This is a genomic window from Neisseria chenwenguii (genome assembly GCF_002216145.1).
Taxonomy (GTDB): Bacteria; Pseudomonadota; Gammaproteobacteria; order Burkholderiales; family Neisseriaceae; genus Neisseria; species Neisseria chenwenguii.
This window is the reverse complement of record NZ_CP022278.1, coordinates 2210729-2236275: the sequence shown is the minus strand read 5'-3', so window position 1 is coordinate 2236275 and position 25547 is coordinate 2210729. Positions and strand designations below refer to the sequence as shown.

Here is a 25547-nt window from a genome sequence, read left to right as displayed (position 1 = left end):
TGGATCGTGTTTGAGCAGGAACAGATCAACGCCTTTTGCGAACGTCACGGACTGGCGGGCAAATCTGGCCGACATTCGCCCGATTTCAGACGGCACAGGCTTAAACGAAGCATTTGCGCGCCTGAAAGCCGCATCGGAAACTCCGATCCCCCAAGCCGCGGCACAAGCGCGTTTGGAAGAAGTTTTGGCCTGGCTGGCCGAGGCCGGCTGCGTGTTTGCCGCGCACAGCGAACCCGACCTGACCCACCGTGTCAGGAAAATGATCGCCGCCGATACCGCGAAAAACTGGCAGGAAAACGACATGGCGGCGCAGTTTTCCATGAGCGTCGCCACATTCAGACGGCATCTGGCGCAAAAAAACACCGGCTTCCGCCGCCTGCTCGCCGACGTGCGCATGATGCGCGCGCTGACGCTGTTGCAGGTAAGCGGAAAACCGGTGTCGCAAATCGCCTACGAAGTCGGCTATCAAAGCCCGTCGCGCTTTACCGCGCGGTTTAAAGAACGCTTCGGCGTATTGCCGTCTGAAGTCCGTTCAGACGGCACCATCCAGAGCGAAAGCGGTAAATCCCCGTTTTATAGTGAATTAAAATAAAAAATCTACTTCGTTGACAGCGGCCGGGCTCAAAGAGGACGATTCGCTAAGGCGCTGAAGCGCCAAGTTCATCTGTCCCGTACTACCCGTACTGTCCGCGCCTTGCCGCCTCGTATCTTTACTTATTTTATTTCACTATAACGGCCTGTTTTCACAACAAATTTCGCCTCGCCAAGAGCATTGGCCTTCGTGAAAAAACCAACCAGCGCAGGCGTTGCATCCGCGCCGACGTTCGGCAGTTTGTCCACCTTCAAAGCCGTGAGTTTGAACTCATAACGATGCACTTCGCCCTTGGGCGGACACGCGCCGCCATAACCCGGCACGCCGAAATCCGTACGCGTCTGCAACGCACCTTTGGGCAGATTTTCATCTTTCGCGCCGATATTCGCCGGCAGCGAGCGCGCATCGGCGGGAATGTTCGCCACCACCCAGTGCATCCAACCCAAGCCCGTCGGCGCATCTTTATCGTGTACGGTTAACACAAAACTTTTCGTGCCTTTGGGCGGATTTTTCCACGACAGCGCAGGCGACTGATTGCCGCCGTCGCAACCGAAGCCGTAAGGCGCGCTCAAAACCTGTTCTTTTTTAAACTTGCCGTTTTTTGCCAAATTATCAACCGACAAGCTGAATTTTCCCTGCGCCAGCGCAGCGGTAGAAGCGGCCAGCAAACCCAATGCCAACAGTTTTTTCATCGTATTTTCCTTAATGTGAATCGTGAATGGGAAACCAGTATAGGCGGTGGAAGTTAACAAAAGTGTGCCGATTCGCTCATTTTCTGTCGGGTTTTAGCGTTTCAGACGGCCTGAGACTTTGCGCCTGCCTAACGGCTGAGACCTTTATGAAAATCAAAATGGCCGTCTGACACTTCGACTATGCTCAGCACCAGATCTTTCACAGACGTCATTCCCGCACAGGCGGGAACCACGTTTGATTTTCTGAAACTGTGTTAAAACAGGATATTGCCTGTTTTTAACCCTGGTTCCCCGCCTGCGCGGGAATGACGTCGGTTGAGGGGCAACCGTTTCAGACGGCCTCTAAACAGATGTATTTTAATTTTCACCTGCAAACCGCTTTCGCCCATTACAAACAAATCGAGGCCGTCTGAAAATTATTTTTCAGACGGCCTCAATACCTACCAAACAAAGCGGTTAAACGGTTCTCTATTTCGCCGCTACCCCTTTGTTTCCTTCCACAATTTTCAAGCCCGCCGAAACCAGGCTGCCGATGTCGGCGACGTTGGCCGGCATAATCAGGGTATTGTTTTCTTTGGCCAATTTGCCGAACGCTTCGACGTATTGTTCCGCCACTTTCAGGTTGACCGCCTCGTTGCCGCCCGGGGTTTGCAGAGCGTCGGCGATTTTGCGGATGGCGTCGGCATTGGCTTCGGCAACCAGGCGCAGGGCTTCGGCTTCGCCTTGTGCGCGGTTGATGCGGGCGATTTTGTCGCCGTTGGATGCATTGATTGCGGCCTGCGCTTCGCCTTCCGACTGCTGGATTTCCGCTTCGCGCTGACCGCTGGCAAGATTGATTTGTTCGATTTTGCGGCCTTCGGATTCGGCGATACGGGCGCGTTTTTCACGTTCGGCGGTAATCTGCGCCTGCATGGCGCGCAAAATTTCCTGCGGCGGCACCAAATCTTTGATTTCGTAACGCAAAACTTTCACACCCCACGATACGGCGGCTTCGTCCAAGGCGGAAACGACGATGCTGTTGATCTCGTCGCGCTCTTCAAAAGTTTTGTCCAACTCCATGCGGCCGATGACCGAACGCAGCGTGGTTTGGGCAAGCTGGGTAATCGCCATCACGAAATTGCTCGAGCCGTAAGAAGCAAGTTTGGGGTCGGTAACTTGGAAATAGATGATGCCGTCAACGGTAAGCTGGGTGTTGTCGCGCGTGATACAGACTTGGCTGGGCACGTCCATCGGGATTTCTTTGAGCGTGTGTTTGTAGGCCACGCGGTCGATAAACGGAATCAGAATGCTCAGGCCCGGATTGAGGATTTTGTGAAAACGTCCCAATCTTTCAACGATATAGGCTTCCTGCTGCGGCACGACGACAAACGATTTGAAGCCGAACACGACCACGACGATTAAAAGTAATACGGGGAAACTGTATAAAAATTCCATATTTTTTCCTTTTGATTTAATGTAAGTAAATCAACAAGATATTACCGTTTTTACCGGCAATCACGGCAGTTTGCGGCTCGGCAGCAGCCGCTTGGTTCTGCGCCTGCGCCTGCCAATGCGTGCCGCGGTAGGCGACTTCGTACATATCGCCGTGCAGGCGGCGCAGAATCTGCACGGTTTGGCCGATGTCCAAATCATCGGCGGCGGTTTCCGCTTCCGCGCGGCGGCGGCGCAACCAACCGTTTGCCAGCCAGATGCCGACAGCCGACAAAACGGCGGCGGTCAAAACCGAAGCCGAAATGCTGCCGCCCAGCCCCTGCACCAAGCCCGCGCCAAACAGCGCGGCGCTGACAACCATCAGATAAACCGTGCCGGCAAACAGCTCCAACACCAGCACCGCCGCCGCAGCGGCAAACCAGTAAGCCATGAGCACTCCTTTCTCTTTATAGTGAATTAAAATAAGAAATCTACTTCGTTGGCTGCGGCTGAGCTCAAAGAGGACGATTCACTAAGGCGCCGAAGCGCCAAGTTCGTCTGTCCCGTACTACCCGTACTGTCTGCGCCTTGCCGCCTTGTGTCTTTCTTATTTTATTTCACTATGATGATATGGCCGTCTGAAAAATCAAGCTGTTTTCAGACGGCCTGAATCAAAACACGGCCCGATAAATCAAATATACGCCGAAACCCAAGAAAAACAAGCCCGAAAGATTATCGAGCAGGCGGCTGTAACGGCTGTAAAACCGCTTGACCGCGCCGCCGGAAAACAGCAGCGCTACCGCAGAAAAATACAATACCGTTTCCGTCAGAATCAGCAGCAAAACGCCGGCAAACTGCCAAGTTTCCTGAATATCCGCCAATACAGCCGACATCACGCTGCCGAAATAAACCGCGATTTTCGGGTTGGAAAGATTGACCAAAAGCGCTTTTTTCGCCAAACGCTGCGGCTGTTTTTCAGACGGCACGGCAACCGCATCCATATCCGCAAAACTGATGCTGTCGCGCACCCGCGCCATTTTCCAGCCCAAATACATCAGATAGCCTCCGCCCAAACACATCAAAACCGACTCCACCGCCGGAAAATGCCTGAACAACACCGCCAGCCCGAGCATGGTGGCGCACGCCCAAAACATCACGCCCGTAACAATCCCGGCCACCGCCCAAAGCGCGTGTGTGCGCCCCTGCTGCGCGGCGGTGCGCATGATAAAGAAAAAATCCGGTCCCGGGCTCATCATGCCGAGCAGATGCAAAACAATAATGTTAAAAATCATAAGGTTATGAAATCCACGCCGTTTACAGGGGCCGTCTGAAAAAAAGGTCGCCGCGCGCCGGCGGCAAATATCCATCGAAAAACGCTTGGGCTATAATAACACCGTTTTTCCAAGCCATTAGGATTGAAACGATGAAAAAAACCGCACTCCTGCTGACCGCCGCCCTACTTGCCGCCTGCGGTCAGTCCGAACCGAAAAACGATGCCGCCGCAGCCGTTGGAAAAGCACCCAAGCCTTTGTTTAAAGTAAAATTTATCGCTCAAACCGCCGTCAACGGCCTCAAGCTCGGCGCAGGTAAAACAGGCAAAACCAACGACGGCAAACCGCAGATCGTCCGCCCGATTGAAGGCTTGGCCGAAGGCAACGCCGTCGAACTCATCGGCAGCCATACCAACGACTTGGAGGGCATACGCAGCAAATGTATGGAAAGCGACGCCGCCGGCAAACCCGTCGGCTGGACGAAAAACGGTGTTTGCGAAACCCTGTTTAAACAGTTCGCCGCCAACATCGCCGACAACGCGCCCGAGCTGACCGCCTACCTCATCGGCCACGCCGCCCTGCAACCCTATCAGGCCGACAAATCCGGCTATGCCGCCGTGCAAAACGGCCGCTATATTTTAGAAGCCGACAGCGAAGGCGTGTTTTATTTCCGCCGCCGCCACTACTGATTTTCAGACAGCCTCAAAGCAATAAAGGCCGTCTGAAAAACCGTTCCCACTGTTTGAAAGGAGAAAACTATGGAACAGCGCACCTTAGGCACCACCGGCATCCAAGTCAGCAAAATCTGCCTCGGCACCATGACTTGGGGCGAACAAAACACCGAAGCAGAAGCACATCAGCAGCTCGACTACGCCCTCGCCCACGGCGTCAATTTCATCGACACCGCCGAGATGTATCCCGTTCCCCCGCGCAAAGAAACCTACGCCACCACCGAACGCTACATCGGCTCATGGATTAAAGCGCGCGGCAAACGCGACGATTTCGTCTTGGCCAGCAAAATCGCCGGTCCCACCGCCAACAACGCCAACGGACTGGACCCCTATATCCGCAACGGCAACGACTTTTCCCGCGCCCAGATTTTCGAAGCCTGCGAAGCCAGTCTCAAGCGCCTCAACACCGATTATCTCGATTTGTACCAACTGCACTGGCCGGAACGCCAAGCCAACTATTTCGGCAGGCTCGGCATAGACAAACTGCCCGAAAACGAAACATTTACCCCGTTTGAAGAAATCACAGACGCGCTGAACGAACTGGTCAGACAGGGAAAAATCCGCGCCTTCGGCCTCTCCAACGAAACGCCGTGGGGTGTGATGCAATACCTCGCCCAACACCAAAAGCGCCCCGAAACCGCCCGCGTTGCCAGCATCCAAAACCCGTACAGCCTGCTCAACCGCAGTTACGAAGTGGGATTGAGCGAAATTTCCCTGCGCGAAAACCTGCCCCTTTTGGCCTACTCCCCGCTCGCTTTCGGCGTCCTTACCGGCAAATACCGCCACGGCGCCATGCCCGAAGGCAGCCGTTTGGCGCTGTTCAGCCGCTTCCGGCGCTACAACAAACCCCAAGGTTTCGCCGCCGTCGAGCGCTACGCCCAAATCGCCGAAGAAGCAGGATTAAGCCTGACCGCCTTGGCGCTTGCCTTTGTCAACGGCCGTCCGTTTGTCGCCAGCAACATCATCGGCGCCACCTCGTTGGAACAGCTCGCCGAAAACATTGCCAGTGCGGAAGTTATCCTTTCCGCCGACGTTTTGGCTGCGATCGACGCCGTTCACGCCGAAATCAGCAATCCCTGCCCTTAAACAGTTTCCAAACGATCCGAGATACGGAAAAGGCCGCCTGAACAATACCGGATATTGTTCAGGCGGCCTTTTTCCTGATTCGTCAGCCTTTGCGTTGCGGCAGTTTCGGTCTGACTTTTACGCTCAGAGGCAGATGGTCGGAAAGCTGCTGCCAGCGCCGGCTGCTGTGGACTTTGCGTTCTACCACATCCAGATTGCGGGTATAAACGCGGTCGAGGCTGAGTACGGGCAGACGCGCAGGAAAAGTCTTCGGACGCCTGCCGCCGGCATCGACAAAGGCTTCGTCAAGGTTCAGCTCCCTGCCAAGCGACTGCGCCGACTTTTCCCGCCAGTCGTTGAAATCGCCGGCAATAATCAGCGGACTGTCAGGAGAAACATGGCGTTCGACGTATTCGGAAATTGCCTGATACTGCTTGAGACGGTCGGGTTCGCGCAAATTAAGGTGGGCGCAGAGACAGACCAACGGCACCTCCCAGCCCTCGGGCAATACTTCGCAATGCAAAACGCCGCGCTGCTCAAGGCGGTTGACGCTGATGTCGAGGTTGTGGCGCGTGTCGATCGGCATATGGCTGAGAACGGCATTGCCGTGGTGGCGTTCGGGATAGACCGCGTTTTTGCCGTAACTGCGGTGAAACGAGAGCTTTTCGCCCAATACGTCGTAATGAGGCAGGCTGGGAAAGCCGTCGATACGGTTGCTGCGCGCAGCGTGGCGGCCTTGCACTTCCTGAAGAAGCAATACGTCCGAATTCAAATCCTGCAAGGCTTCTGCCATGCTGTCGAGCTGCACTTTCCGGTTGAGTGCGGACATGCCTTTGTGCATATTGTAGGAGGTAACGGTAACGGAAGCGGGAGACATAATGTGTTGTGCCTTTCGTTTATCGGCGTTTCCGCCGTCTGCTTTTTGTTTACAGTATAGCACTTCGGAAACCGGCTGCCTGCCGCCGCCGTGTAAAACCGCCCCTGCCTGAAGCCTGATGTTGCATTTACCGGTTCTTTGGACACAAACGCCAAGCAGAATGCCGTCTGAAAGCAAAAATTTCAGACGGCCTGCAATGCCGCCGTACCGTATTGTTGCGCACCAAAAACACGGCCGGTTTTTCTAGTAGAAAAATGTATGCGCGCCCAGATAGTTTTTCGCGTAATACGGTTTAGACAGTTTTTCCGTCTGCACGGTTTTACCGCTTGAAGGCGCGTGGATAAATTCGCCGTTGCCGATGTAGAGGCCGACGTGCGAATAGCGGCTCGAACCGCCGGTGTTGAAAAACACCAAGTCGCCGGCTTTCAGACGGCTGTCGGGGATTTTTTTCGAAGCGGCGGCCATGTCGCGGGCGGTGCGCGGCAGGTTGACACCGAGGGCGTTTTTATAGACAAACTGAATCATGCCGCTGCAGTCGAAACCGGCTTCGGTGCTGCCGCCGCCCCAACGATAAGGCGTGCCGACCAAGCCCATGCTTTGCAGCATCAGCTCCTGCTCGGCTTGGGTGCGGTCGATGTGGGTAATGCGCACAGGCTGAACGCTGCGGGCAACGGCGGCGTGGCGTTTTTTGGTTTTGGCGGTATTCGGCGGCGCACTCGTGCCGCAGGCGGCTAAGGCGGCGGCAACGGCGGTGGTCAGTAGAATTTTAACAATCGGTTTCATAAAACTTCTCCTTAGGTTTTTCAGACGGCCTTACAACAGCCCTTCAATCGGCAGCCATGACAACACCCTTGCCGTTACCCGTTTCCAGAATTTTGCTTCCGGCTCTTTGGTGTAGTTTTTGCGGTCGCGCGGGTCGTACCAGTGCAGGCGGTTGTGGCGGCCTAAGGTGACTTTGTAGGCGTACTCGGGGGTGGTGTTTTCCAGCGTGCGCTGCATACTGCCGGCGATTTCGGGGCTTTCGATGACGACGCCCATTTCAGTGTTGAGGCGGGCGGAGCGCGGGTCGAGGTTGAGCGAGCCGATGAAGATGCGTTTTTTATCGACGATAAAGGTTTTGGCGTGCAGGCTGGTGGCGGAACTGCCGGTCAGGCCGCGGTCTTTTTTAGTTTTGGGCACGGCGTGGTTGGGCTGCAATTCGTAAAGGCTGATGCCCGATTTGAGCAGCGGTTTGCGGTATTTCACATAACCGGAATGGACGGCGGCAACGTCGGTGGCTTGCAGCGAATTGGTAAAAACGGTGACGTCCACACCGCTTTTGACGATTTTGTCCAGCGCATTCATGCCCGATTTGGTCGGCACGAAATACGGCGACACGAGATACATGCTCTTTTTCGGCGTTTGCAGCGCTTCGGTCAGGCGGTCGAAAATCGGGGGTTTGTGGCGGTCTCGGTTCAGCCCTTTGGCAGGATCGTCGCTGATAAGGCGGGTTTTGACGTTGAACCACTTGATATTGTTTTGCTGCATGGCGCGGTAAAGCGCTGAATTTTCGACTTCTTTGCGGTAGTGCACCAACACGCCGTTGCGGTCGTCGTCGCTGTAGGCAAGCTGCTCGAAACCTTTTTCGGCGCTGCCGCGTTTGATGATTTTTGAGGCGTTATAAGAAGAATGGCTGGCCCAATAGCGGTCGAAATCTTCGGAAACTTCGGTAACAACGCGGCCGGTGGCGAGGATGTCCAAATCGGCGAACACGGTATCTTTGCCGACTTTGAAATATTCGTCGCCGATGTTGCGCCCGCCGAGAATGGTGGCTTTGTTGTCGGCGGTGAGGGTTTTGTTGTGCATCCGCCGGTTAAGGCGCGGGAAGTCGGTGATGTAGCCGAGTGCGCGCCATTTGCGCATGACAAAAGGATTGAACAGGCGGATTTCAATATTGGGATGGCTGTCGAGCGCGAGCAGGACATTGTCGAGGCCGTTGGTGTTGTTGTCGTCGAGCAGAAGGCGCACACGCACACCGCGCTCGGCGGCACGATGCAGCAGGTTGAACAGCATTTTGCCGGAAATGTCGTTGTGCCAGATGTAGTATTGGATGTCGAGCGTGTGGTCGGCGGCTTCAATCAGCGCGGCACGCGCGACAAAGGCTTCGTGCGCATCGTTGAGCAGATACACGCCCGAAGTTTCGGGATCGGCTTTACCGGCCTTACCGGCAGGTTTCAGCACAGCCTCCAAGCGCGGGGCGTCGGGAACGTCGAGATAGCTGCTCTCTGTGCGTTCTTCCAGCGGCGGCAGGGCGGCGCAGCCCAAGAGAAAAGCGGGAAGCATGATGGGAATGAGGTGCTTGATGTTCATTATGGTGTTTTTCAGACGGCATTGCAGCGGAAAAGTTGCACAAGCCGTCTGAAAAAATGTTTTTATCCTTATTGATGCCGGCATTTTACCTTATTTTTCCCGCCTGCCGTCAGGTTGAGGCCGTCTGAAAAATGCAGGCGGGCGAAAATCCGTTCGGAAAGCAGGGTAATCAGGCCGGTGCAGACAAAAGTCAGTTGGAACGCGGCATGCAGGTTTTCGTGCCCTATAGGCGTTTTCTGCCAAAGCTGGAGCATCATCGCGCCCAGCGCAATGCCTAAACTGATGGCAAGCTGCTGGTTAACCGCCATCAGACTGTTGCCGCTGCCGGTTTGGTAGGGGCGCAGGTCGGCGATTGTCAGCGTGTTCATCGCGGAAAACTGTATCGAGTTGCACACACCCATCACCAGCATCATCACAATCCACACCCAAAGCGGCGTCACGCCGTCGGGCAGCGCCAAACACATAATCAAAACCGCCATAAGCCGCGTGTTCCAAATCAAGACTTTGCGATAACCGAAGCACGTCATCACGGGTTTGATAAATGGTTTGACCAACAGCGAAGCGAACGCAACCGGCGCGACAAGCCAGCCCGACAGCCCCGCACCGAAACCGAAGGCCACCTGAAACAAAAGCGGCATCAGAAACGGCAGCGAGCTGATGCCCAAGCGGCTGATCAGATTGCCCGCCAGTCCGAGCCGGTAGGTGCGCACTTTAAACAGATGCCCCGCGTAAATCGGCGCCGGATGCGTCTGCGCATGGCGGTAGTAAAGCCACAACAGCCCCGTGCCCGAAGCGGCGAGCAGAAGCGGAAACACCGCCGAACGCGTGTGCGACACCGTTTCCACCGCCAGCGTCAATGCACAGGCCGCCGAAGCAAACATCAGATAGCCTCTCAAATCCAGCGAAGCGCGTTCGCCGCGCACATCAGGCATAATCCGCCGCGCCACCAGAAGCCCTGCCAAGCCGATGGGGATGTTGAGCAGGAAAATCCAATGCCACGTCGCGTATTCGACCAGATAACCGCCCGCCAGCGGCCCGACCACCGGCCCGATCAGCGCGGGCATCACGGCGTAATTGATGGCGTTGAGCAGTTGCGATTTTTCATACACGCGCAAAATCGTCAGCCGCGGCACAGGCACAAGCATTGACCCGCCCACACCCTGAACCACCCGCGCCAACACCAGCATGGGCAGGTTTTCCGCCGCCGCACACAACAGCGAACCGGCCATAAAAACCGTAATCGAACCGAGAAACACGTTTTTCGTGCCGAAGCGGTCGGCCAGATAGCCGCTCAAAGGAATCAGAAGCGCCACCGTCAACGCATAGGAAATCACCGCAAGCTGCATGTTCAGCGGCGATTCGTGCAAATCTTCGGCAATCGCCGGCAGCGCGGTGTTTAAAATCGTTGCATCCAGCATCTGCATAAAAATCGCCACAGCCAGCAAAAGCGGCAGCCAGCGGGACGGCGTAACGGCGGGCTTATCCATACTCGGCAATCGTTATTTATCAATCATTTATATTCCAGACGGTACGGCATATTGTAACGCAAACCGCGCAAGGCCGTCTGAAAGCGCGAAAAACGGCGGTAGGTTTTTTCAGACGGCATAAGGGCGGGTGCAGCAGGAATTAAAAATCTACTTCGTTGGCTGCGGCTTGCTGTACTGTCTGCGCGTTGCTTCCTTGTATCTTTCTTATTTTAATTCACTATAAAAAACACCCGCCCAGATGCCGTCTGAAACGGTTCATCCCCCAGCCGCCGTCATTCCCGCGCAGGCGGGAATCCACGCTTTAAAACAGGCAATATCTTGTTTTAAAAAAAGTTTCAGAAAACCAAACACAGATTCCCGCCTGCGCAGGAATGACGCCCGTGAAAGTTCGGCTGGTGAGCGTAGTGGTTCGATTACACTTACCAACCATCGAAGCACTTATTGAGCGTAACTGAAGCACTTGCGCTGAGCGTAGCCGAAGCGTCAAACGGCTATCTTTAATTTTTCAAAACGCTCAGGCCGTCTGAAACTTTTTCAGACGGCCTTCAAGCCCATGTTTTTAATGTTTGAAATAACCCCAGCCCCAACACCGTTCCGCATAATCCAAACGTATTTTGTTTGATTTCAAACAACCCGTCCGACAAAGCCGCCACAGTGCCGCTCTACCCGTTCAAACCCTTATCCGCACTATTTTCCGACATATCCGCGTCCGCCGTTCGGACTATTTTCAACAATAGCGCTTGACCCATTACAGGCAATTACTTAAAGTACCGACTTAATTTTTATAAATACAATCCGAGCAGTCTGAAACGGAACCACCATGAGCACAAAAACCCCACCAGAAATCATCCGTTATGAACGGATTCCGACCGATGCCTATTTCTTCGGCACCTGCGTCCTCGACATTTTCATGCCCGAAGCCGGCATGGATGCCATGACCCTCATCGAAAAGCAGGGCATCCACACCCATTTCCCGATGGGGCAGAGCTGCTGCGGCCAGCCCGCCTACTCTTCCGGCCATCCCAACGAAGCCTTCGACGTCGCCAAAGCGCAGCTCGACCTGTTTCCCCAAGACTGGCCGATTGTCGTGCCTTCCGGCTCTTGCGGCGGCATGATGAAACACCATTGGCCCGAGCTGTTTAAAGGTACCAAATACGAACAGCAGGCCAACGACATCGCCAACCGCGTCATCGAATTCACCCATTTCCTCATCGCCATCGGTTTCAAACCCGAAAACAAAGGCGCGCCCGTCAAAGTCGCCGTTCACACTTCCTGCGCTGCGCGCCGCGAAATGAACGTCCACTTGAGCGGCTGGCAGCTGATTGACGGCATGGAAAACGTCGAGCGCATCGTTCACGACCACGAAAGCGAATGCTGCGGCTTCGGCGGCACGTTTTCCGTCAAACATCCCGACATTTCCGGCGCCATGGTGACCGACAAAGTCGCCGCCCTCAAAGCCTCCCAAGCCACCGAAATCATCAGCGCCGACTGCGGCTGTATGCTGAACATCGGCGGCAAAATCGCCAAAGACGAGCCGGATATGCCCCGTCCGAAACACATTTCCACTTTCCTTTTGGAACGCATGGGAGGCAAAGCATGAGCGCGCGCGACAATATTCTGACCAAGCTGAAAAAGGCCGGCGCCTACCCGATGAGCGAACCCGATACCGCGCGTTACTACCACGACAACGAAATGGCGTGGAAAAGCGATGCAGGCCGTCTGAAACATTGGGCAACCGCCATGCGCGGCGTGAAAACCGAGATTTTCTGGGTAACGGAAGAAACCTGGCCGCAAGTGTTCCGCCAAGTCGCGCAGGAAAAAGGTTTGCGCAACGTCTTGCTGCCGCTGGAAACCGAACACGGCAAAAAAGCCAAGCAGGCTTTGGCCGATACCGAAATCAAGCCGCGCGCGTTTGACCGCGCCATCGAAGAATGGAAAAACGAGTTTTTCAGCGACATCGACGCCGGTTTCACTTCTTCCCGCTGCGGCATCGCCCGCACCGGCACCATCATGCTCTCGCCCTCGCCTGCCGAGCCGCGCAGCCTGAGCCTCGTTCCGCCCGTGCATTTCTGCCTGTTTGACGCGGCCAAGATGTACAACGAATTTCATCATGCAATGGCGGGGGAACAATTAGTGGAAAACGGCATGCCGACCAACGTGATTTTGGTTTCCGGCCCCTCCAAAACCGCCGACATCCAACTTACCCTCGCCTACGGCGCACACGGTCCGCGCGATTTGGTCGTATTGGCACTTTTGCCCGAACACATTTCCCCCGCCGATTTGGAGGACTGACGCATGACGACGCAAACCATTCAATTCCACATGAAGCCGGAAACCTTCAAACAAAACACTGCTTCATCGCTGCAAGACGTGCCTCTGCGCAAAAGCCTGCGCACCGCGATGGACATGCTGATGACCAAACGCAAATCCGTTCTGACCAACGAAGAAGAGCTGCAAAACCTGCGCGATTTGTGCGAACACGTCCGCCAACGTTCCCTTTCCAAACTGCCGCAGCTTTTGGAACAGCTTGAAGAAAACCTGACCAAACTGGGCGTGAAAGTCCATTGGGCGGAAACCCCTGCCGAAGCCTGCAACATCATCCACAACATCATCACCGCCAAAAACGGCAAACTGATGGTGAAAGGCAAATCCATGGTCAGTGAAGAAATCGAGCTGAACCACTTTTTGGAAGCCAAAGGCATCCGCGCCGTGGAAAGCGATTTGGGCGAATTTATCGTTCAGATGGCCGGTGAAAAACCGACCCACATCGTGATGCCCGCGATTCACAAAACCAAAGAACAAGTCAGCGAGCTGTTCCACAAAAACCTCAACACTCCGCTGACCGACGATGTGGACGCGCTCACCGGCTTCGCCCGCCAAGCCCTGCGCGATATCTACCGCACCGCCGACGTCGGCATGAGCGGCGTCAATTTCGCCGTGGCCGAAACCGGTACACTGTGTCTGGTTGAAAACGAAGGCAACGGCCGTCTTTCGACCACCGTTCCGCCCGTCCATATCGCCATTACCGGCATCGAAAAAGTCGTCGCCAAACTGTCTGACGTACCGCCGCTGTACAGCCTGCTGCCGCGTTCCGCCATCGGCCAAAACATCACCACCTATTTCAACATGATTACCGGCCCTCGCCGCAGCGGCGAGCTTGACGGCCCGCAGGAAATGCACCTCGTCCTGCTCGACAACGGCCGCAGCCAAGCCTATGTCGAAGAACAGATGCGCCGCACCCTGCAATGTATCCGCTGCGGCGCGTGTATGAACCACTGTCCGGTCTATACCCGCATCGGCGGCGCAGCCTACGGCACGACCTACCCCGGCCCCATCGGCGAAATCATTTCCCCGCACCTTTTGGGCTTGGACGCCACCCGCGATCTGCCGACCGCCTGCACTATGTGCGGCGCCTGCGTCGAAGTCTGCCCCGTGCGCATTCCGATTACCGAACAAATGCAGCGCCTGCGCGTCGAAGCGCAACGCGACCCGAACGAAACCGTTCCCCATCCGATCCGCGGACAGGGCGCATCGCATACGTTCGGCGAACAAATGGCCTGGCGCACGTTCAACGGCATTTTCAGCGGCAAAAAAGCCTACCGCGCCTTCGGTTGGGCAGCTTCCAAATTCCGCGCCCTGACCCCGAGCAAACAGCTCGGCTGGACGGATAACCGCGTGCCGATGAAACCCGCACCCAAAACGCTGCACGAAATGATGGCGGAAAAACTGCGCCAACACTGACAGCATCAAACCAAAGGCCGTCTGAAATTTTCAGACGGCCTTTACGCTGCCGCAAAACACCCCAATCGTTATCCCGCATTTGCATACCTTTTCTCAAAGCAATATTCACGAAACAAACCCTTTTTGCGACAATACTCCCCGCTGCCAGAGCGCAGTCAAACACAAGCAAACCACTTACTCAAAAGGAATTTATCCGGTGAAACGCATTTTCTTATTTCTCCTGACCAACATCGCCGTCCTCGTCGTCATCAGCATCATCCTGAGCGTACTCGGCCTCAGCGGCAACCCGAACAACGTCGCAAACCTGCTCGGCTTCTCTGCCGTCATCGGCTTTACCGGCTCGATTATTTCCCTGCTGACCTCCAAAATGGTCGCCAAAAGTTCCGTCGGCGCCGAAGTCATCACCCAGCCGCGCAGCGAAGAAGAAGCTTGGCTGCTTTCTACCGTTGAAGCCCAAGCGCGCCAATGGAATCTAAAAACACCCGAAGTCGCCATTTATCACTCTCCCGAACCCAACGCTTTCGCCACCGGCCCCACTAAAAACAACTCCCTCGTCGCCGTCAGCACCGGCCTGCTCGACAACATGACCCGCGATGAAGTCGAAGCTGTCTTAGCACACGAAATGGCGCACGTCGGCAACGGCGACATGGTCACGCTGACGCTGATTCAAGGCGTGGTCAACACCTTCGTCGTCTTCCTCGCGCGCCTCGTTTCCGGTATCGTTGCCAGAAACGACGACGGCAGCACCTCGCAAGGCACTTATTTCATCGTCAGCATGGTTTTGCAGATTGTTTTCGGTTTCCTTGCCAGCATCATCGTGATGTGGTTCAGCCGCCAACGCGAATACCGCGCCGACGCAGGCGCTGCCAAACTCGTCGGCGCACCGAAAATGATTGCCGCCTTGCAACGCCTGAAAGGCAGCCCCAGTGATTTGCCCAAAGAAATGAACGCCATGGGCATTGCCAGTGACAGCAAGGATTCGCTCCTGAGCACCCACCCCTCGCTGGACAACCGCATCGCCCGTTTGCAGTCGATGTAATGTTTAAAACTTATAGAAAAGCCGTCTGAAAATTCAGACGGCTTTTCTTTTCTGTAATACAGAGTATAAATTAGGCATTTCAATCTTACCCGAACCGGGTTTACTTCTTATTTTGTAATATGATAAGCCCCTTTCACACTAACAAGCTCATAAATAAAAGCCTACTGAATGCAGTAGGCTTTTATTTCTCAATCTATCAGCGTTTTTTACCGGTTACGGTTGCAACAGCCAAATCTTCGTTACGTTTCAGGGAAACGCTTTCTACACCTTCCGGCAGTTTGATGTCAGACAAGTGCAGGATGTCACCGGCAACGACTGAAGCGCAGTCCAGTTCCAAGAATGCAGGGATATTTGCAGGCAAAGCCAATACTTCTACGGAAGTATTCAACAAAGAAACGCGGCCACTTTGCAGTTTGACGGCTTGGGAAATTTCAGCATTTACGATGTGCAACGGAACACGGATGCGGACTTTTTGATCGGCTTTAACAGTTTGGAAGTCGATGTGTTGAACCTGTTGACGGAACGGGTGCATTTGGAAATCGCGCACGATAACGTCTTGGGTTTTGCCGTCCAAAGTCAGTTTGATCAATGCGGTGTGGAAAGACTCTTTTTCCAAAGCGTAGTAAACGGTTTTGTGATCGACTGCGATGGCAACCGGCTCTTGGCCTTCGCCGTAAAGAATCGCAGGGATTTGGCCTTCGCGACGCAGGCGGCGGCTCGCACCAGTGCCTTGGGCTTCGCGCAAAGAGGCTTGAATTTCGTATGACATAGCTAATACTCCAGATAAAATAAAATTCGTCGTCATCGGCCGCGACCAGCTTAAGACGACAGCTTGTTAAGGCAGCAAAACGCCGCCGTTGGTCAACACATCTTCGTTAAAGAGATATGAGACGGATTCTTCGTTGCTGATGCGGCGGACGGTTTCCGCCAGCAATCCGGCAATCGTTACCTGACGGATACGCTCACATTTTTTGGCTTCTTCCGACAGCGGAATGGTATCGGTCACAACCACTTGGTCGATATCCGAAGAAGCAATCCGCTTGATCGCTTCGCCGGAGAATACCGGATGGGAAGCATAAGCCAATACGCGGCGCGCACCGCGCTCTTTCAGCGCTGAAGCGGCTTTACACAAAGTGTTCGCCGTATCGATCATGTCGTCCACAATCAGGCAGGTACGGTCTTGAATATCGCCGATGATATTCATTACTTCAGCCACATTGGCTTTAGGGCGGCGTTTGTCGATAATGGCCAAATCCGTATTCAGCGCTTTGGCAACGGCACGGGCGCGGACGACACCGCCGACATCGGGGCTGACAACGGTTAAATCTTCAATACGCTGCTGCGCAATGTCGTTGAGCAGGATCGGGGTGGCATAAATATTGTCCACGGGAATATCGAAAAAGCCCTGAATCTGGTCAGCGTGCAAATCCACCGTCAACACACGGTCGATACCGGCGGAATACAGCATATTGGCAACCAGCTTGGCCGAAATCGGTACGCGCACCGAGCGCGGACGGCGGTCTTGGCGGGCATAGCCGAAATACGGAATCGCTGCGGTAATACGGCCGGCAGAAGCACGTTTTAACGCATCGGCCATAGTCAGAATTTCCATCAGATTGTCGTTGGTCGGCGCACAAGTCGGCTGCAGAATAAAGACATCGCGTCCGCGCACATTTTCCAAAAGCTCGATGGCAACTTCGCCGTCCGAAAATTTGCTAACGGTCGCATTGCCCAAAGTAATATCCAAATGCTTGACCACGCGTTGCGCCAATTCGGGATTAGCATTGCCGGTAAACACCATCAAACTATCATATGCAGCCATATCTTCTTCATCCGGTTTTACAGTTAAATTCTGCTCAGAAAACGCCATGCCGACCTCTGCTTGTGTATCCTGACATCAAGGCCGCCATTATACGCACCTTAACATATAAAACCAATACCTTAGCAGGGCTAAATTTATTGATGCCAGCAAAAAAGCGTGCAAGAAAACTTACACGCTTTTTATTGGCTGGGGAGGAAGGATTCGAACCTTCGCATGCTGGAATCAAAATCCAGTGTCTTAACCGCTTGACGACTCCCCAATAAAGGTGGCTGGGGAGGAAGGATTCGAACCTTCGCATGCTGGATTCAGAATCCAGTGTCTTAACCGCTTGACGACTCCCCACTGGAGAATTTTTTGGCTGGGGAGGAAGGATTCGAACCTTCGCATGCTGGAATCAAAATCCAGTGTCTTAACCGCTTGACGACTCCCCAACTTTTTCATCTATATGAAACAACGGATGGACACCCAATCCTTCAATACAATATGCTTCATATTTTTCAGAAACCTGTCGGTATATGTTTTCGGCCTTTTCCTTGCTTTCCGCACTTACAAAAACGCAGGCACCGGAACCCGTCATCAGCGCATTGCCGTAAGCAGAAAGATCGAGATAAGCCTGCCAAACTTCGGGATATTCTTCGAATACCACCGCCTGCATATCATTTTGAAACGGTTGCAGGGTTTGGAAAGACGGCATTATGCTTGGTTTGGAATTTCGTGTCAAGCGCGGGTGTGAAAAAATTTTGCCCGTCGCCACATGAACCGGCGGTTTTACCACGACATACCATTGTTTCGGCACATCAATTTCGGTCAGTTTTTCGCCGATACCTTTGGCAAACGCGCTGCGGCCGAAAATAAAAAACGGCACGTCCGCCCCCAGTTTTACACCCAAATCCATCAACGCTTGGCGGTCGAAGCCGCATTTCCAGAGCGCGTTCAAAGCCATCAACACCGTCGCTGCATCGGAACTGCCGCCGCCCAAACCGCCGCCGGTCGGGATATTTTTATCCAGCCAGATTTCCACACCCGATTTCGTACCCGAGGCCGTCTGAAGCAGGTCGGCGGCGCGGTAAGCCAAATCCTGCTCGGAAGTGATACCTTCGACGGGCGTGTGCATAATGATTTTGCCGTCGTCGCGCAGGCTGAAATAAACCGTGTCATACAGGCCGATGAGACAGAAAATGCTTTCCAGCTCGTGATAGCCGTCTTCCCGCCTCCTTGTAATCCGCAAATCCAGATTCAGCTTGGCGGGCGCAGGAAACGGCAATGCTTTGCCCGGAATGTCTGCCATCATGTTCAACCGCGGGCGGCGCAGCGGGTTTGGCTGCTGGGTTTGGGACGGTTGTTCATTTCGTCAAACACCAACCGGATATTCAGCTTGTTACCTTCCAGCAATAGAATACGCGGGCGGCCTTCGCCGTTTAAGGTACGCGAAACCGTCCAGCCGAACTGCTGCAAACGGCCGTCTGAAGTCATTTTGTAAGGCGTGCCGGCCACGCGGCGGCCGTTTGCCCAAATGTGTAAATATTGAACGGGCAGCTCGTAGCCGAGCAACTGGCGGCTCAATTCTTCCGCAGTTTGCGCACGGTAAACTTTGCCTTTGTTATCGACCGCCAACACGCCTTGCGCGTCTTGGCAGAGCTGGCCGACGGTGCTGCCCAGCGGTGTGTTGACGCTGATCGTCTGCACTTGGTTTTGGTACGCCCAATCGAAATTGGCATACGAGCCTTTTCCCTCGACTTTGACCGACAAACGGCCATCGGCGGTAAAATCTTCGACCTTCTGCGCTTCAGGCCAGTCGCCGCTTTGCGGCGTGCTCACACAGGCCGCCAGCAATATCGCGCTGGCGTAGGAAAACAATAATTTTGCGTTCATCTTCACTTCCTTTCCGTCTGTTTTTATAGATGTTTTTTATAAATAACTCAGGCCGTCTGAAAAAATAGTGGAGTAATTTTTCAGACGGCCTCTGCCTTTATCTGGCTTTTTTGGCTTTCGCCGTTTTTTCAGACGACACAGCCACGCCGAAACGCTGCATGGTCACTTTAAGCAGCTTCACGTTACCGCCTTTTTTTAGCCCTTCCGCCCAAACCGTTTTCGCCTGTTCCTGCTCGCCCAGTTTCCACAAAACCTCGCCCAAATGCGCGGAAACTTCCGCATCGGGCGTTTCCTTGTGCGCGAATTGCAGATACGGCAGCGCGGCCTGCGCATCGCCTTTCAGATAATATGCCCAGCCCATGCTGTCGTTGATGGCACCGGATTCCGGCTCGAGCTGGTAGGCCGTCTGAATCAGTTTGAACGCCTCGTCAAAGTTTTTCTGCGCATCCGGCGAAGTCAGCAGCGTGTAGCCCAAAGCATTCATGCCCGCGGCGCCGTTGGGATTGAGCTGAACCACGCGGCGTAAATCGGCCACCGCTTTTTCAGGCCGGCCGAGCTGTTCGTAAACCATCGCGCGCTGGTAGAGAATATCGGGCAGAAGCTCGTTTCCGCCCCGCTGTTTGGCTGCTTTCGCCGCGAGGCTGTTGAGTTCGGACAGCGCTTCCTGCGGTCGGTCGCTTTTTGCCAGGGCAAACAGGTAAACGCGCTGCAAATCCGCGCTGCTGAAAAAACGCCCCTGCTTCTCGGGCAGCTTTTGCGCGCGGCGCGTTTCCGCCAGTGCGGTTTTCACATCGCCCTGCTCGCCCGCCAGCGAGGCTTTTAAAACGGCTTTGTCAAACACAAAACCCGGTGCCGTGATGCGGCCAACCCAAGTTTGCGCCTGTCTGTACTGTTTCAAATCGGCATAACGCATCGCGCCGACCACCGCCGCACGGCTTTTCTGCTCGCTGTTACCCGCGTTATACGCCTTGTCCAGATAGCCGCTGATGACGGAAATGTCTTCCTTGCGGCTGTTGGCCAACAAGGCCGCCTGAATATACAGATCCGCATTGGGATTGTCGGCCAAGAGTTCCTGCAAACGCGCATAAGCTTTATCGGTCTGCTTCGCCGCCACCAGGCTGCTGATTTCCATTTCCTGCCACACCGGCGAGAGTTTTTTCGTATCCGTATCTTTAAAGAAACGTTGAAGGATTCCGGGATTCTGCTGCGCAACCAAACGCAGCGTCAGCGCAGTCGGCGGCAGGATTTCCGCGTCCACTCTCGCCAGCCGCTGCAAGGCTTTGACCGCGTGGCGCTCGTTGCCTTCCTGCGCACTGTAAATCACATCGGCAATCGCCGCCTCGGGCATTTGCGGATATTTGCCCGCAACTTTGTGCACTTCTTTGCTCGCTTTTTTCGCCAAGCCCTGCTGCTGCACCGCCGCCTGCGCCAAAAGCAGAAAAATGCGGCGGGTCTGTTCTTCCGAAGCGTTTTCCAACACATCGTCCAAACCGCTCAACTTCGCATCGGCCTTACCCAGCAGCAGATTGCGCATCCAGCCCATACGCCGCTGCGCCTCGCCCGGCACAGGCTCGATTTCCTGCCAGCGGCGGTAAATCGCCTCCGCCTGTTCAAACGCATTGAGCGCCACCGACATTTCCAGCGCGCGCTCCGCCACTTCGGGCGATCTCGTGCGCTCGAGCATGACCATGTGCGTCATCAGCGCCACAGCCGCATCGCCTTTCTGCAAAGCCATTTCGCCACCCAACAGCGTAAACACATTGTTCGCACGGTTCACCACAGCGATACGCCGCTGCTGCTCCCGCTCGCGCAACTGCGCAGGCGTCAATCCGGCATCTTTCTCAACAATTCTGACGAAATCTTTGGCAGAATAAGGTTTGGCCAACGGCTGATCCGCCGCGCGAACCTGCCCCGCAAGCAGCAGAACGGCTGCCGCTACCGCAGCACGCAGACGGGAATGTGCAAAAAACATAATAATTCCTCTGATGGTAAAACCGCCGTTTTCAGACGGCCTGAGCAAGGCATAACTTTACCATACCGCACGGCGTTTGTTGATTTAAGCGACCGTAAACCTAATGTAATCGTGAAACCGCACGAACGGCTGCGGCGTTGCTGCACCTTGTTGTACGACCCGTAGTACCATCTACGGCTTGCTGCCTTGCATCCGTTTGCACGGTTTCACGATAAACACCAGCCCGAAATCCAATCCGAAACCCCGAAACCATGACCCGCGACCACCTCACCGACTTCCTCTCACACGCCGCCGCGCTGCCCAGCCCCACCCAGATTCTGCGCAACAGACTGTTTGAACAGCCGCATTTCAAAAAAGCCGCCGTTTTGCTCGCCGTCGTTCCGCAAAGCGGCAGGCCGTCTGAAAACGAATGGGGCATCCTGCTGACCCGCCGTTCCGCAAACCTGCAACACCACGCCGGCCAAATCTCGCTGGCCGGCGGCGGGTTCGAGCCACAGGATGCCGACCTGACCCAAACCGCGCTGCGCGAAACCGAAGAAGAAACCGGCATCCCCGCCCGCCTCTGGCAAACCTTCCTCGCCTTGCCCGCCGGCTTTACCCCCTCCGGTTACGAAGTCCATACCATACCTGCGCTCTGCCGCAACGTTCCCGAAATCCGCACCAATCCCGACGAAGTCGCCGAAGCCTTTTTCCTGCCACTGCCCCTCGCCCTCAATCCCGAAAACTACCAAACGCGCCGTTTCAAGCACAACGGCCAAAGCATGGAAACGCCCGTGTTACCGTATCTGCACCACGACATCTGGGGGTTGACCGCCGTGATTCTATATGGCTTGGCGGAGCGTTACGCAGCTTATAGCCGGAGAAATTAAGTTCTGCTACAGCGTTGGCTCACCTTGCTCAAAGAGGTGCTTGACTAAGCTGCTAAGGCAGCAAGTCAGCCACCCCGTACTACCTGTACCGTCTGCGGCTCGCCGCCTTGTATCAGAACTTAATTTCTCCGGCTATATTCGGCCGGAAACTGAACATGCCGTCTGAAAAATATTTTCAGACGGCATGTTTCAGACGGCATGTTGTATATAAAACCCATTTTTAAAACAACGCATCCAACACATTTTCGTCAGCCCTTGCCTTTCTGACGTCATACAGGTTTGCGGCAAAAATCCAGCCCTCCGCTGCTTTTTCTTCCGTCCGCTTCGCGCAAGCCTTTCCTGCCGCGCCCTCCGGATAGCATGCTTCTCCCGAAAAACGCGCACGGACCCAGCCGTCGCCGGTACGTGTTTTCGGCTGGATTTCAACCGGCCGACCGGCCGGCAAGACCGCGACCGCAGCGCAGCTTGTCGACGGGCAGTTACGCAGTTTGATGTCGGACGCACCGATTTTTTCCATACGGTATTGCGGCGGCTTCACGGCGGAGGCAGAAACGGGTGCAGCATCAAAACCGGTTGCGGCGCCGCTTTCGGCCTCGGCACCGCCGTTGTCCAGCAACCCGAAAACAGCAACAAGCAGGATAGCCAGCACCAGAGCGCCTATCGCCAGATCCCAAGGTCGGGATGCCTGCGTATTGCTTTCAGACGGCATTTCAGGCGGGACGACAGCATCGGAAGACGGCCCTGCCTGCGGATATTCTTCCGAGCTAAAACCGCCGACCGTGCAGGCGCGTATTTCCACCGCTGCCTCGATAACTGTGCAAGCGAAAAAATTCTTCCCGCCGGCTTTCTTTCGGGCCAGGCTCTCGTGTGCTGCGCGTTCAACCTCCTGATAAGCGTTGCAGCAAATCTGATACGCCACGTCAAACAGACAGGTTTTGCCCGTATCCGTCCGCCACCGCATCCGTTTCTGCGGCTGCTTGGCGGAGGCTGCAATTTTAATCAGCCCGGGCATCTGCGGGCTGGTCAGGATATACACCCATCCTTGTTCCAAAATACTTCCTTTCTGATGTCAGGCGGCGGCTTTTTTCCTGTATTTGTTGTCAGCCGGAAACCCGTTGGATTTTCGATATGTAAACAGACGCAAAAGAGACGCAAAAGCGGCTTGGGCTTTACTTTGCCGCGCCATCCGTACCGGCTCTGGCGCACCGCCCTGTATTTTTTATTTTATTTTGCCATACTGCATTATTTTAATGTGCAATTTCCTTATTTTACACATTTACGGCACAATATGCCGAAACCAGCTAGCGGAAGACCGCCTGAAACAGATGCTGCGCAATATAACCTGCTGCCGTTTTCTTTCAGACGGCCTTTTCGTCAGAGACTATTGGCAGCGAAGCGATGTCAACAGCCCCTATCGCCCTCCGAATCCGCCAATGCGCCCAAAAAGGCGGCAAGCAGGGATTCGTCTTTGATTCCGCCCGCGCTTTCCACGCCGCCCGATACGTCTACTGCCGCCGCACCACTGATGCACACGGCATCCGCCACGTTTTCCGCCGTCAGCCCGCCCGCCAAAACCCATGGTTTGCCCGAATAATTTTTCAGCAACGACCAATCGAAACTCAGACCTGTGCCGCCGTATGCGTCTGGATGGTAGGCATCAAACAGAATCGCGCGCGCATTCGGAAAACGGCTCGAGGCCGTCTGAATATCTTCCGCACATTTCACGCGCACGGCTTTCAAATACGGGCGGCCGAACTGCGCACAAAATGCGTCGTCTTCATCACCGTGAAACTGAATCAGATCGACCGGCACTTCGCGCAACACCGCGCGTATCCGCTCTGCCGTCTCATTGACAAACAGCGCCACCACGCTGACAAACGGCGGCAGCGCCGCCACCACTGCTTTGGCCTGCGCCGCCGTTACCGCACGTTTGCTTTTCGCGTAAAACACCAAGCCCACCGCATCCGCCCCCAGCTCCGCCGCCGCGCGCGCGTCTTCGGGGCGGGTAATGCCGCAGATTTTGCTTCGGATTTTGGCCATAACGGTTCTCACTATGATGCTTTCAGACGGCCTATTATAGCGGTTAAAATACCGTCTCCCCCACTTTTCAGACGGCCTTATCGTGAACATTCCCGCCTGGCAAACGCTGCCTCCCCTCGCCGAACTCGCCGCCGCCATGCAAAACCGCGCCCGTCCGCTGCATTTGCTGGTTTGCTTAAACAACCGGAAAATTCCCGAATTTACCGTTTCAGACGTCCTCGACGACACGCAATGCCGTCTGAAAACCGCGCTCGACGAATCCTTAAAATGTATTCAATTCAACAGCATAAATGTGTTTGAACAGCTTCTGCCCGATGTCACGCTCTGGCTCGCACCGCCGAAAACCGTGCCGCGCTTGCAGGAGCATTTCGGCGGGCATAATTTGGATTGGCAGACTGATGCGCCTAAGCAAATTGAAGCCGAAATTCCCGCCCTGAGCAGCGCCGAAGAGGTAAAACCCTGGTTCAGGCCGTCTGAAAACCGCATTCCGCCTGAAAACGTGCTCATCATCGGTGCGGGCATTGCGGGCGCGGCAATGGCGCGGCTGCTGGCGGAACAGGGCGTGCGCACGACTGTTTTGGAAGCCGGCGCGGCGGCGCGGGGCGGTTCGGGCAACCGTCAGGGGTTGCTTTACGCGAAAATTTCGCCGCACAACACCGAACAGACCGAGCTGCTGCTCGCGGGCTACGGCTACACCCGCCGCCTGCTTGCGCGGCTGCTGCCCGGTTCCGACGCGTGGGGCGGCAGCGGCGTGGTGCATCTGAATTACGACGTGGCCGAGCGCAAACGCAATCAGGCGCTGGCGTTGCAGGCACACCATGCCCACCTCTACCGCGCCGTTTCCCAAGCCGAAGCCGCCGAAATCGCGGGTGTGGAACTGTTTTCAGACGGCCTCTACTGGCCTCAGGGCGTGTGGCTCAACCCGCCCGCCGTCGTGCGCGCGCTGCTCGACCACCCGCTGGTTTCGCTGCATGAACACACGCCGCTTCAGCGCGCTGAGTTCGACGGCGAAAACTGGACGGCGCACACGCCGCAAGGCCGTTTCAGCGGCAGCCATATTATTTATTGCACCGGCGCCGACAGCCCCGCCGCGCCCGAACCCAACGCCGCCGCCCTGCCCTACCGCCAAATCCGCGGGCAGACCGGCGTGGCGCAGGCGACGGCGTTTTCCGAACGGCTCAAATGCGCCGTTTCCGGCGAAAGCTACATCAGCCCCGCGTGGCAGGGCAGCCATTGCTACGGCGCGACGTTTGTGTTGAACAGCGCCGACAAAAGCTGGCGAACCGACGAAGAAGCCGCCAACCGCGCCGCTTTGGCACAGCTCAACCCGCCGCTGGCGCAATCGCTGTTTTCAGACGGCCGCAACGGTTTGGAAACCGCAACCGGCCACGCCGCCCTGCGCTGCGACAGCCCCGACCACCTGCCGCTTGTCGGCGCACTCGGCGACATCGCCGCCATGCAGACCGTTTACGCCAAACTCGCGCTCGACAAAAACTACCGCCTCACCGCCCCCTGCCCCTACCTGCCCCGCGCCTATCTCAACACCGCCCACGGCACGCGCGGCCTGGCCACCGCTCCGCTCTGCGCCGCCGCCCTCACCGCCGAAATCCTCGGCCTGCCCCACCCGCTCTCCCGACGCCTGCGCACCGCGCTCCACCCCAACCGAACCGTTATCCGCGCGATTGTGCGCGGGCAGGGTTTGCTTAAATGAAAAAGGC

General features: G+C 55.5%; 24 protein-coding genes and 3 tRNA genes. 9 read left to right on the top strand and 18 right to left on the bottom strand.

Going from position 1 to position 25547, the window contains the following annotated elements; genetic code table 11:
* Positions 1 to 10 precede the first annotated feature (10 nt).
* Positions 11 to 592 (top strand): helix-turn-helix transcriptional regulator, encoded by a 582-nt coding sequence (locus BG910_RS10850; RefSeq protein ID WP_157694078.1) that lies wholly within the window; start codon positions 11 to 13, stop codon positions 590 to 592.
* Between the two features lie 122 nt (positions 593 to 714).
* Here BG910_RS10850 and BG910_RS10845 read toward each other — a convergent pair whose 3' ends face one another.
* The 4 genes from BG910_RS10845 to BG910_RS10830 all read right to left on the bottom strand — a co-directional run bounded on the left by BG910_RS10845 (position 715) and on the right by BG910_RS10830 (position 3986).
* Positions 715 to 1284, bottom strand: a complete 570-nt coding sequence (locus BG910_RS10845) for a YbhB/YbcL family Raf kinase inhibitor-like protein (protein WP_089036847.1) — start codon at positions 1282 to 1284, stop codon at positions 715 to 717.
* 468 nt (positions 1285 to 1752) lie between these two features.
* The gene (locus tag BG910_RS10840; RefSeq protein WP_089036846.1) at positions 1753 to 2718 is read right to left on the bottom strand and encodes an SPFH domain-containing protein; all 966 of its coding nucleotides are present in this window, start codon (positions 2716 to 2718) and stop codon (positions 1753 to 1755) included.
* A gap of 16 nt (positions 2719 to 2734) precedes the next feature.
* Positions 2735 to 3145, bottom strand: a complete 411-nt coding sequence (locus BG910_RS10835) for an NfeD family protein (protein ID WP_089036845.1) — start codon at positions 3143 to 3145, stop codon at positions 2735 to 2737.
* A gap of 220 nt (positions 3146 to 3365) precedes the next feature.
* A complete protein-coding gene (locus BG910_RS10830; RefSeq protein WP_198344797.1) occupies positions 3366 to 3986 on the bottom strand; it encodes a LysE family transporter in 621 nt (206 codons plus the stop codon).
* Between the two features lie 131 nt (positions 3987 to 4117).
* Here BG910_RS10830 and BG910_RS12620 point away from each other — a divergent pair, with 131 nt between their 5' ends.
* Both BG910_RS12620 and BG910_RS10820 read left to right on the top strand, forming a co-directional pair.
* Positions 4118 to 4654, top strand: a complete 537-nt coding sequence (locus BG910_RS12620; RefSeq protein ID WP_198344796.1) for a hypothetical protein — start codon at positions 4118 to 4120, stop codon at positions 4652 to 4654.
* A gap of 69 nt (positions 4655 to 4723) precedes the next feature.
* Positions 4724 to 5782: an NADP(H)-dependent aldo-keto reductase gene (locus BG910_RS10820; RefSeq protein WP_089036844.1), complete on the top strand. Its 1059-nt coding sequence runs from the start codon at positions 4724 to 4726 to the stop codon at positions 5780 to 5782.
* 82 nt (positions 5783 to 5864) lie between these two features.
* Here the strand turns inward: BG910_RS10820 and BG910_RS10815 are convergent, their stop codons facing one another.
* From BG910_RS10815 to BG910_RS10800, 4 genes are all read right to left on the bottom strand, one after another.
* Positions 5865 to 6638 (bottom strand): endonuclease/exonuclease/phosphatase family protein, encoded by a 774-nt coding sequence (locus BG910_RS10815; RefSeq protein WP_089037246.1) that lies wholly within the window; start codon positions 6636 to 6638, stop codon positions 5865 to 5867.
* A gap of 243 nt (positions 6639 to 6881) precedes the next feature.
* Entirely contained in the window at positions 6882 to 7421 is a 540-nt protein-coding gene (locus BG910_RS10810; RefSeq protein ID WP_089036843.1) for a C40 family peptidase, read from the bottom strand.
* A 30-nt stretch (positions 7422 to 7451) separates the two neighbouring features.
* Positions 7452 to 8987 carry a phospholipase D family protein gene (locus BG910_RS10805; RefSeq protein WP_089036842.1) on the bottom strand — a complete coding sequence of 512 codons (1536 nt, stop codon included), beginning with the start codon at positions 8985 to 8987 and terminating at the stop codon, positions 7452 to 7454.
* Between the two features lie 68 nt (positions 8988 to 9055).
* Positions 9056 to 10474 carry an MFS transporter gene (locus tag BG910_RS10800; RefSeq protein WP_089036841.1) on the bottom strand — a complete coding sequence of 473 codons (1419 nt, stop codon included), beginning with the start codon at positions 10472 to 10474 and terminating at the stop codon, positions 9056 to 9058.
* 820 nt (positions 10475 to 11294) lie between these two features.
* On the opposite strand from BG910_RS10800, the gene BG910_RS10795 reads away from it, so the two are divergent.
* From BG910_RS10795 to htpX, 4 genes are all read left to right on the top strand, one after another.
* On the top strand, positions 11295 to 12074 hold the full coding sequence (locus tag BG910_RS10795) for a (Fe-S)-binding protein (protein WP_089036840.1): 780 nt from the start codon (positions 11295 to 11297) through the stop codon (positions 12072 to 12074).
* Positions 12071 to 12766 carry a LutC/YkgG family protein gene (locus BG910_RS10790; RefSeq protein ID WP_089036839.1) on the top strand — a complete coding sequence of 232 codons (696 nt, stop codon included), beginning with the start codon at positions 12071 to 12073 and terminating at the stop codon, positions 12764 to 12766. Before BG910_RS10795 ends, BG910_RS10790 begins: the two co-directional genes overlap by 4 nt.
* A 3-nt stretch (positions 12767 to 12769) precedes the next feature.
* The gene (locus BG910_RS10785; RefSeq protein WP_089036838.1) at positions 12770 to 14215 is read left to right on the top strand and encodes a LutB/LldF family L-lactate oxidation iron-sulfur protein; all 1446 of its coding nucleotides are present in this window, start codon (positions 12770 to 12772) and stop codon (positions 14213 to 14215) included.
* 196 nt (positions 14216 to 14411) lie between these two features.
* Positions 14412 to 15254, top strand: coding sequence for a protease HtpX (htpX, locus tag BG910_RS10780; protein WP_198344795.1), 843 nt, complete (start codon positions 14412 to 14414; stop codon positions 15252 to 15254).
* Between the two features lie 196 nt (positions 15255 to 15450).
* On the opposite strand, the gene BG910_RS10775 is transcribed toward htpX, so the two are convergent.
* The 8 genes from BG910_RS10775 to BG910_RS10740 all read right to left on the bottom strand — a co-directional run bounded on the left by BG910_RS10775 (position 15451) and on the right by BG910_RS10740 (position 20920).
* On the bottom strand, positions 15451 to 16023 hold the full coding sequence (locus tag BG910_RS10775) for a 50S ribosomal protein L25/general stress protein Ctc (RefSeq protein WP_089036836.1): 573 nt from the start codon (positions 16021 to 16023) through the stop codon (positions 15451 to 15453).
* Positions 16024 to 16089: 66 nt separating this feature from the next.
* The gene (locus BG910_RS10770; protein WP_089037245.1) at positions 16090 to 17076 is read right to left on the bottom strand and encodes a ribose-phosphate pyrophosphokinase; all 987 of its coding nucleotides are present in this window, start codon (positions 17074 to 17076) and stop codon (positions 16090 to 16092) included.
* Positions 17077 to 17259: 183 nt separating this feature from the next.
* Positions 17260 to 17335 (bottom strand) — tRNA-Gln (locus tag BG910_RS10765).
* Positions 17336 to 17342: 7 nt separating this feature from the next.
* Positions 17343 to 17418, bottom strand: a tRNA-Gln gene (locus BG910_RS10760).
* A 13-nt stretch (positions 17419 to 17431) separates the two neighbouring features.
* Positions 17432 to 17507 (bottom strand) — tRNA-Gln (locus BG910_RS10755).
* Positions 17486 to 18364, bottom strand: coding sequence for a 4-(cytidine 5'-diphospho)-2-C-methyl-D-erythritol kinase (gene ispE, locus BG910_RS10750; protein ID WP_089037244.1), 879 nt, complete (start codon positions 18362 to 18364; stop codon positions 17486 to 17488). The genes BG910_RS10755 and ispE overlap by 22 nt, the downstream gene beginning before the upstream one ends.
* 5 nt (positions 18365 to 18369) lie before the next feature.
* A complete protein-coding gene (gene lolB / locus BG910_RS10745) occupies positions 18370 to 18948 on the bottom strand; it encodes a lipoprotein insertase outer membrane protein LolB (protein ID WP_089036835.1) in 579 nt (192 codons plus the stop codon).
* Between the two features lie 97 nt (positions 18949 to 19045).
* Positions 19046 to 20920 (bottom strand): tetratricopeptide repeat protein, encoded by a 1875-nt coding sequence (locus BG910_RS10740; RefSeq protein WP_089036834.1) that lies wholly within the window; start codon positions 20918 to 20920, stop codon positions 19046 to 19048.
* A 251-nt stretch (positions 20921 to 21171) separates the two neighbouring features.
* On the opposite strand from BG910_RS10740, the gene BG910_RS10735 reads away from it, so the two are divergent.
* Positions 21172 to 21789, top strand: a complete 618-nt coding sequence (locus BG910_RS10735; RefSeq protein ID WP_089036833.1) for an NUDIX hydrolase — start codon at positions 21172 to 21174, stop codon at positions 21787 to 21789.
* Between the two features lie 220 nt (positions 21790 to 22009).
* On the opposite strand, the gene BG910_RS10730 is transcribed toward BG910_RS10735, so the two are convergent.
* Together BG910_RS10730 and BG910_RS10725 are read right to left on the bottom strand one after the other, a co-directional pair.
* The gene (locus BG910_RS10730) at positions 22010 to 22840 is read right to left on the bottom strand and encodes a GIY-YIG nuclease family protein (RefSeq protein ID WP_157694077.1); all 831 of its coding nucleotides are present in this window, start codon (positions 22838 to 22840) and stop codon (positions 22010 to 22012) included.
* A 350-nt stretch (positions 22841 to 23190) separates the two neighbouring features.
* Complete coding sequence (locus tag BG910_RS10725) at positions 23191 to 23829, bottom strand: phosphoribosylanthranilate isomerase (protein WP_089036831.1); 639 nt, start codon at positions 23827 to 23829, stop codon at positions 23191 to 23193.
* An 82-nt stretch (positions 23830 to 23911) separates the two neighbouring features.
* Here BG910_RS10725 and mnmC point away from each other — a divergent pair, with 82 nt between their 5' ends.
* Positions 23912 to 25540, top strand: a complete 1629-nt coding sequence (gene mnmC / locus BG910_RS10720; RefSeq protein WP_089036830.1) for an FAD-dependent 5-carboxymethylaminomethyl-2-thiouridine(34) oxidoreductase MnmC — start codon at positions 23912 to 23914, stop codon at positions 25538 to 25540.
* Positions 25541 to 25547: the final 7 nt, after the last annotated feature.